Origin of the sequence: Pseudomonas japonica, assembly GCF_900188455.1 — a bacterium.
GTDB classification, from domain to species: Bacteria; Pseudomonadota; Gammaproteobacteria; order Pseudomonadales; family Pseudomonadaceae; genus Aquipseudomonas; species Aquipseudomonas japonica.
The window spans coordinates 184,539-189,255 of sequence record NZ_FZOL01000012.1 but is presented as its reverse complement, the minus strand read 5'-3'; the positions used below and the strand labels follow the sequence as shown (position 1 = coordinate 189,255).

Genomic DNA, 4,717 nt, shown 5'->3' with positions numbered 1-4,717 from the left:
CAGGTGCCTGTCTTGAGTCTTGCAGCGCCCTCCAGATCGAGCGCCGCCCGCGCGGCGCATCGCGAGCTCGCTCGCTCCTACATTTGTTGCAACGTACCTATGTCTGACAGGCCATGGTTGACCGCCTTGTTTGCACGACGCGGTATCGCGCCGACCCCAACGGCTTCCCCCGATAGATCGCCAAGCGCCAAAGGCTGGCAACGCCGCTCTCACAGGCCATGGCACGTTGCAAAAAATGTAGGAGCGAGCGAGCTCGCGATGCGCCGCGCGGGCGGCGCTCGATCTGGAGGGCGCTGCAAGACTCAAGACAGGCACCTAGCGGCCTTGATGCGGTCCCCCGACAAGCCTTTCAAAATAGACCCGCCGTAGAGGCGGAAGGGGCCGGTGGCGTCACCGCCCGCACTGGATCAGCTCGCGATGCCGATGCCAATTCCCACCCACCCCACGCCCAATGAAATATTTACTTACATCACCCCCCTAAAGTACCCACGCCCTCGTTCGTTCAGAAACAGATGCACGGTGGTCGCCACCGTTTTCATGGACAGCGAATACCCGACCGAATCCGTCGGCCTTGCAGCGAGAGCGTTACCCCATGTCGAAGAAGTCCCGTTCGAAAATCTGGTTCCTGGTGCACAGCTGGCTGGCCCTGCCGATCTGGTTCTTCGTGCTGATCGTCTGCGTGACCGGCACCCTGGCGGTGGTGGCCAAGGAAATCATGTGGGTCGCCTACCCGGAAATGCGCGCCACCCAGCCGGACGACACGGCGCAGCGGCTGAGCTACGACGAGATCATGCGGCGCCTGCACCAGCAGCACCCGGAGCTGGACGTCAACACCATCCTCCAGCCCGACGGCGAGTACTTCGCCCTCAACGTCAGCGGCACCCTTTCCGGCGGGCGCAGCGTCACCGCCTACGTCAACCCCTACAGCGCCGAGCTGCAGGGCTACGCCCCGGACTTCAACTTCCGCAACTTCACCCGCGCCCTGCATGGCTGGTGGCTGGTGCCCTACACCAACGGCTACCCCTGGGGCTGGTACCTGGTGTCGCTGCTCGGCCTGCCGATGCTCGCCTCGCTGATCACCGGACTGGTGGTCTACAAGCGCTTCTGGAAAGGCTTCTTCAAGCCGGTACTGCGCCTGCGCCATGGCGCACGGATCTTCTGGGGCGACTTCCATCGCCTCAGCGGCATCTGGTCGATCTGGTTCATCGCGGTGATCTCGGTGACCGGCGTCTGGTTCCTGATCCAGGCGATCCTCTCCGACAACCAGATCAGCCTGAGCACCTACTCCGCCGCCACCGAAGTGCTGGCCCACGACAGCGTGCCGCTCACCGCCGACGGCAGCCCGGCGCCGATCATCGGCCTGGACAAGGCCCTGCTCATCGCCCAGGCGCAAGTGCCGGGGCTCGACCCCAGCGGGATCATCCTGCCGAGCAACACCTACGGCACGATGCAGGCGTTCGGCCGCAGCTGGTACCCGCTGATGTACCAACTGGTGAACATCCACCCCTATACCGGTGAAGTGACCTCGACCTACCTGCTCTCGGACCGGACCAACCTGGAGCTGGTCACCGAATCGATGCGCCCGTTGCACACCGGTGACTTCGGCGGGATCTGGATCAAGCTGATCTGGGCCTTCTTCGGCCTGGTGCTGTCACTGATGGTGCTCAGTGGCCTGCTGATCTGGAGCAAGCGCACCGCCCTGGCCACCGTCGCCGCGCTCAAGCGCGAGGCCAAGGCCGAGCTGAAAGCCAGCCGCAAGGCCCCGCGCGAGCAGGACGCCAGCGAACCCGTGGAGAACTCACTGTGAGCAAGGACATCACCGCCCGGCCCGAATCGAACCTGTCGCGCCTGTGGCACAAGTGGCGCTTCCACCTGAACATCCTCATGGTCCTGATCCCGCTGGGATTCATGCCCAAGTACTTCGCCGACACCGCCTTGTTTCGCGGTGATGACGGCCTGGGGCAGCGCCTGGTCGGCGATGTCCAGGTCGGCCCGTGGAGCCTCAAGCTGGCCGAACTGAAGGACAAGGAACCGGAGCTGGACGGGGTTTCCGGGTACATGAAGAGCTTCAATGCCGAGTTGTGCGAGGCGTGTGGCGAACGGGTCAAGGCCACCTACCTGCGCATCGGCAAGCCACGCAGCCTGCGCGCGGCCGGGGTGATCTTCTTCGGCTCGCCGCATCGGCTCGGGGCGTACATCCAGATCCCGCCGAACACCCCGGCGGATGCGCAGCTGTGGATCACCATGGAAGGCTGGGATGGGTCGATGCATCAGGCGGCCATTCCGCTGGCGCAGGCTTCGCCGAAGACGGTGGAGTGGTTGGGGAGGCAGGTGAAGAAGTAGGTTTGGCAGGCCGGTCCCACAGGGTTTTCCATCATGCCCGGATGCAGCATCCCGCACCGATTTGGCTTTGGCTTTGGCTCTTGATCTTGATCTTGATCTTGATCTTGATGGTCCCGGCCTTCAGGAGGCCGAGTGGAGGTGTCGCGGAGTCGGGATGGCGGGCAGGAGCCCGCCAAGCGCCGTCAGGCCATGGATGGCCCGTCGGCGCGTGCCCGACGGAGCGGCGCCGGAGCGAGGGGACCCGGAGCGCAGCGCAGGGCCGGATGTAGGTCGGGAGGCCTTTTGCTTACTTTTGGGCCTTTCCAAAAGTAAGCCGCCGTGGGGGCGGAAAGGTGATTTCGCGTCACCATCGTCAATGGATATACCCTCGGTACCCGGACCTGAAACTCACCAAAGCACCGGAACCGCTTCGCGAGCAAGCTCGCTCCTACAAAAATCACAAGCTGCCCGACCTCTCACCCGCAGAAACAAAAACGCCCCGGCATCCACCGGGGCGTTTTCCAGACAGGCACAACAGCCACAATCACTGCGCCGCCTGCGCCTCCATCTTCTGCCGCAGGCTCAACGGCCGCATATCGGTCCACACTTCCTCGATATACGCCAGGCACTCCTGCTTGAACCCGCTCTTGCCCACGGTGCGCCAGCCCGCTGGCACGTCCTTGTAGTCCGGCCAGATCGAATACTGCTCCTCGTGGTTGACCACTACCTGAAACAGGATGTCGTCGCGGTCAAATACTGAAGTCATTGCTGCTCTCCGTGATTATCCAGACGGGCCGCGCAGCCACGCGGCCCTCTTGTGTAAGTAACGTTGCGCCAGGCAGAAAAATTACAGGCTGGCCACCGCCGCGGCCAAAGCGCGACCGAAGATCGCCGACACTTCGTCGACCTGCTCGGCGGTGATCACCAGCGGCGGCAGGAAGCGCACCACGCTGCCATGCCGGCCACCCAGTTCGAGGATCAGGCCGCGCTTGAGGCACTCGCGCTGAACCAGCGGCGCCAGACGCGGGAAGTACGGCGCATGACCCAGCGCATCGACTTCGCCACTCGGGTCCACCAGCTCGACCCCGAGCATCAGCCCACGCCCACGAATGTCGCCCAGTTGCGGGTAGTCACGCTGCAGGTCGCGCAGGTGCCCGGCCAGGCGCTCGCCCATGGCGGCGGCGTGTTCGCAGACGTTGTGCTCCTTGAGGTAGCGGATCACCGCCGAACCGGCGGCCATGGCCATCTGGTTGCCGCGGAAGGTGCCGGCATGGGCACCCGGCGCCCAGCTGTCGAGCCACTGGCGATAGACCATGACCGCCAGCGGCAGGCTGCCGCCGATGGCCTTGGACATCACCACCACGTCCGGGATGATGCCGGCGTGTTCGAAGGCGAACATCTTGCCGGTACGGGCAAAGCCGCTCTGGATTTCGTCGACGATCAGCGCCACGCCAGCCTTCTCGGTGATGGCGCGCACACCGCGCAGCCAGTCCAGGTCCGCCGGGATCACCCCGCCCTCGCCCTGCACCACCTCGACGATCACCGCCGCCGGCAGTTGCACGCCGGCCTCCGGATCGCTGAGCAGGTTCTGCAGGTAATTCAGGTTGGCCTTGACCCCCGCCGCGCCACCCAGGCCGAACGGGCAACGGTAGTCGTAGGGGTACGGCATGAACTGCACGCCGCTGCTGAGCATGGCGCCCAGCGGGCGTTTCGGCCCGAGGCTGCCCATCAGGCTCAGGGCGCCCTGGCTCATGCCGTGGTAGCCACCCTGGAACGACAGCACGGTGCTGCGCCCGGTGGCGGTACGCACCAGCTTCAGCGCCGCTTCCACGGCGTCGGTGCCGGTCGGGCCGCAGAACTGGATCTTCGCTTCCGCCGCCAGCGCTGGCGGGAGAATGCTGAACAGGTCCTGAACGAACTGGTCCTTGACCGGGGTGGTCAGGTCGAGGGTGTGCAGCGGCAGTTCGTCGCTGAGCACCTGCTGGATGGCCTCGATCACCACCGGGTGGTTGTGGCCCAGGGCCAGGGTGCCGGCACCGGCCAGGCAGTCGATGAAACGACGTCCTTCGACGTCCTCGACATGCAGGCCCTTCGCACGCTTCAGCGCCAGCGGAATACGCCGCGGGTAGCTGCGCGCGTTGGATTCCTGGCGGCTTTGCCGGGCCAGCAGCGGCGATTCGTCGAACTGGTAGAGCGTCTCGCCGGCGTCCTGAGCATCGGTAAACCTGATAGCGACTGACATCTGTGCAACCCTCAAGAAAGATGGATGAGGTGAACCGTGGGTGACCCGTCGCGAGCCCTCGCGACAGGCATTCATTCCTTGTTTGAAAAACGCACCAGCGCGCTGCGGATTTACCTGCTGAAACAGTTTTTTTCCGCAGCGCGCTGCGCCGCT

General features: G+C 64.7%; 4 protein-coding genes. 2 read left to right on the top strand and 2 right to left on the bottom strand.

Annotated features, from left to right (window positions below):
* Positions 1–592 precede the first annotated feature (592 nt).
* Entirely contained in the window at positions 593–1,807 is a 1,215-nt protein-coding gene (locus CHB99_RS16410) for a PepSY-associated TM helix domain-containing protein (RefSeq protein ID WP_042122190.1), read from the top strand.
* A complete protein-coding gene (locus CHB99_RS16405; protein WP_042122192.1) occupies positions 1,804–2,343 on the top strand; it encodes a hypothetical protein in 540 nt (179 codons plus the stop codon). The genes CHB99_RS16410 and CHB99_RS16405 overlap by 4 nt, the downstream gene beginning before the upstream one ends.
* Positions 2,344–2,866: 523 nt before the next feature.
* On the opposite strand, the gene CHB99_RS16400 is transcribed toward CHB99_RS16405, so the two are convergent.
* Together CHB99_RS16400 and CHB99_RS16395 are read right to left on the bottom strand one after the other, a co-directional pair.
* Positions 2,867–3,088, bottom strand: coding sequence for an MbtH family protein (locus CHB99_RS16400; RefSeq protein WP_042122194.1), 222 nt, complete (start codon positions 3,086–3,088; stop codon positions 2,867–2,869).
* Positions 3,089–3,169: 81 nt separating this feature from the next.
* Complete coding sequence (locus CHB99_RS16395) at positions 3,170–4,564, bottom strand: aspartate aminotransferase family protein (protein WP_042122195.1); 1,395 nt, start codon at positions 4,562–4,564, stop codon at positions 3,170–3,172.
* Positions 4,565–4,717 lie beyond the last annotated feature (153 nt).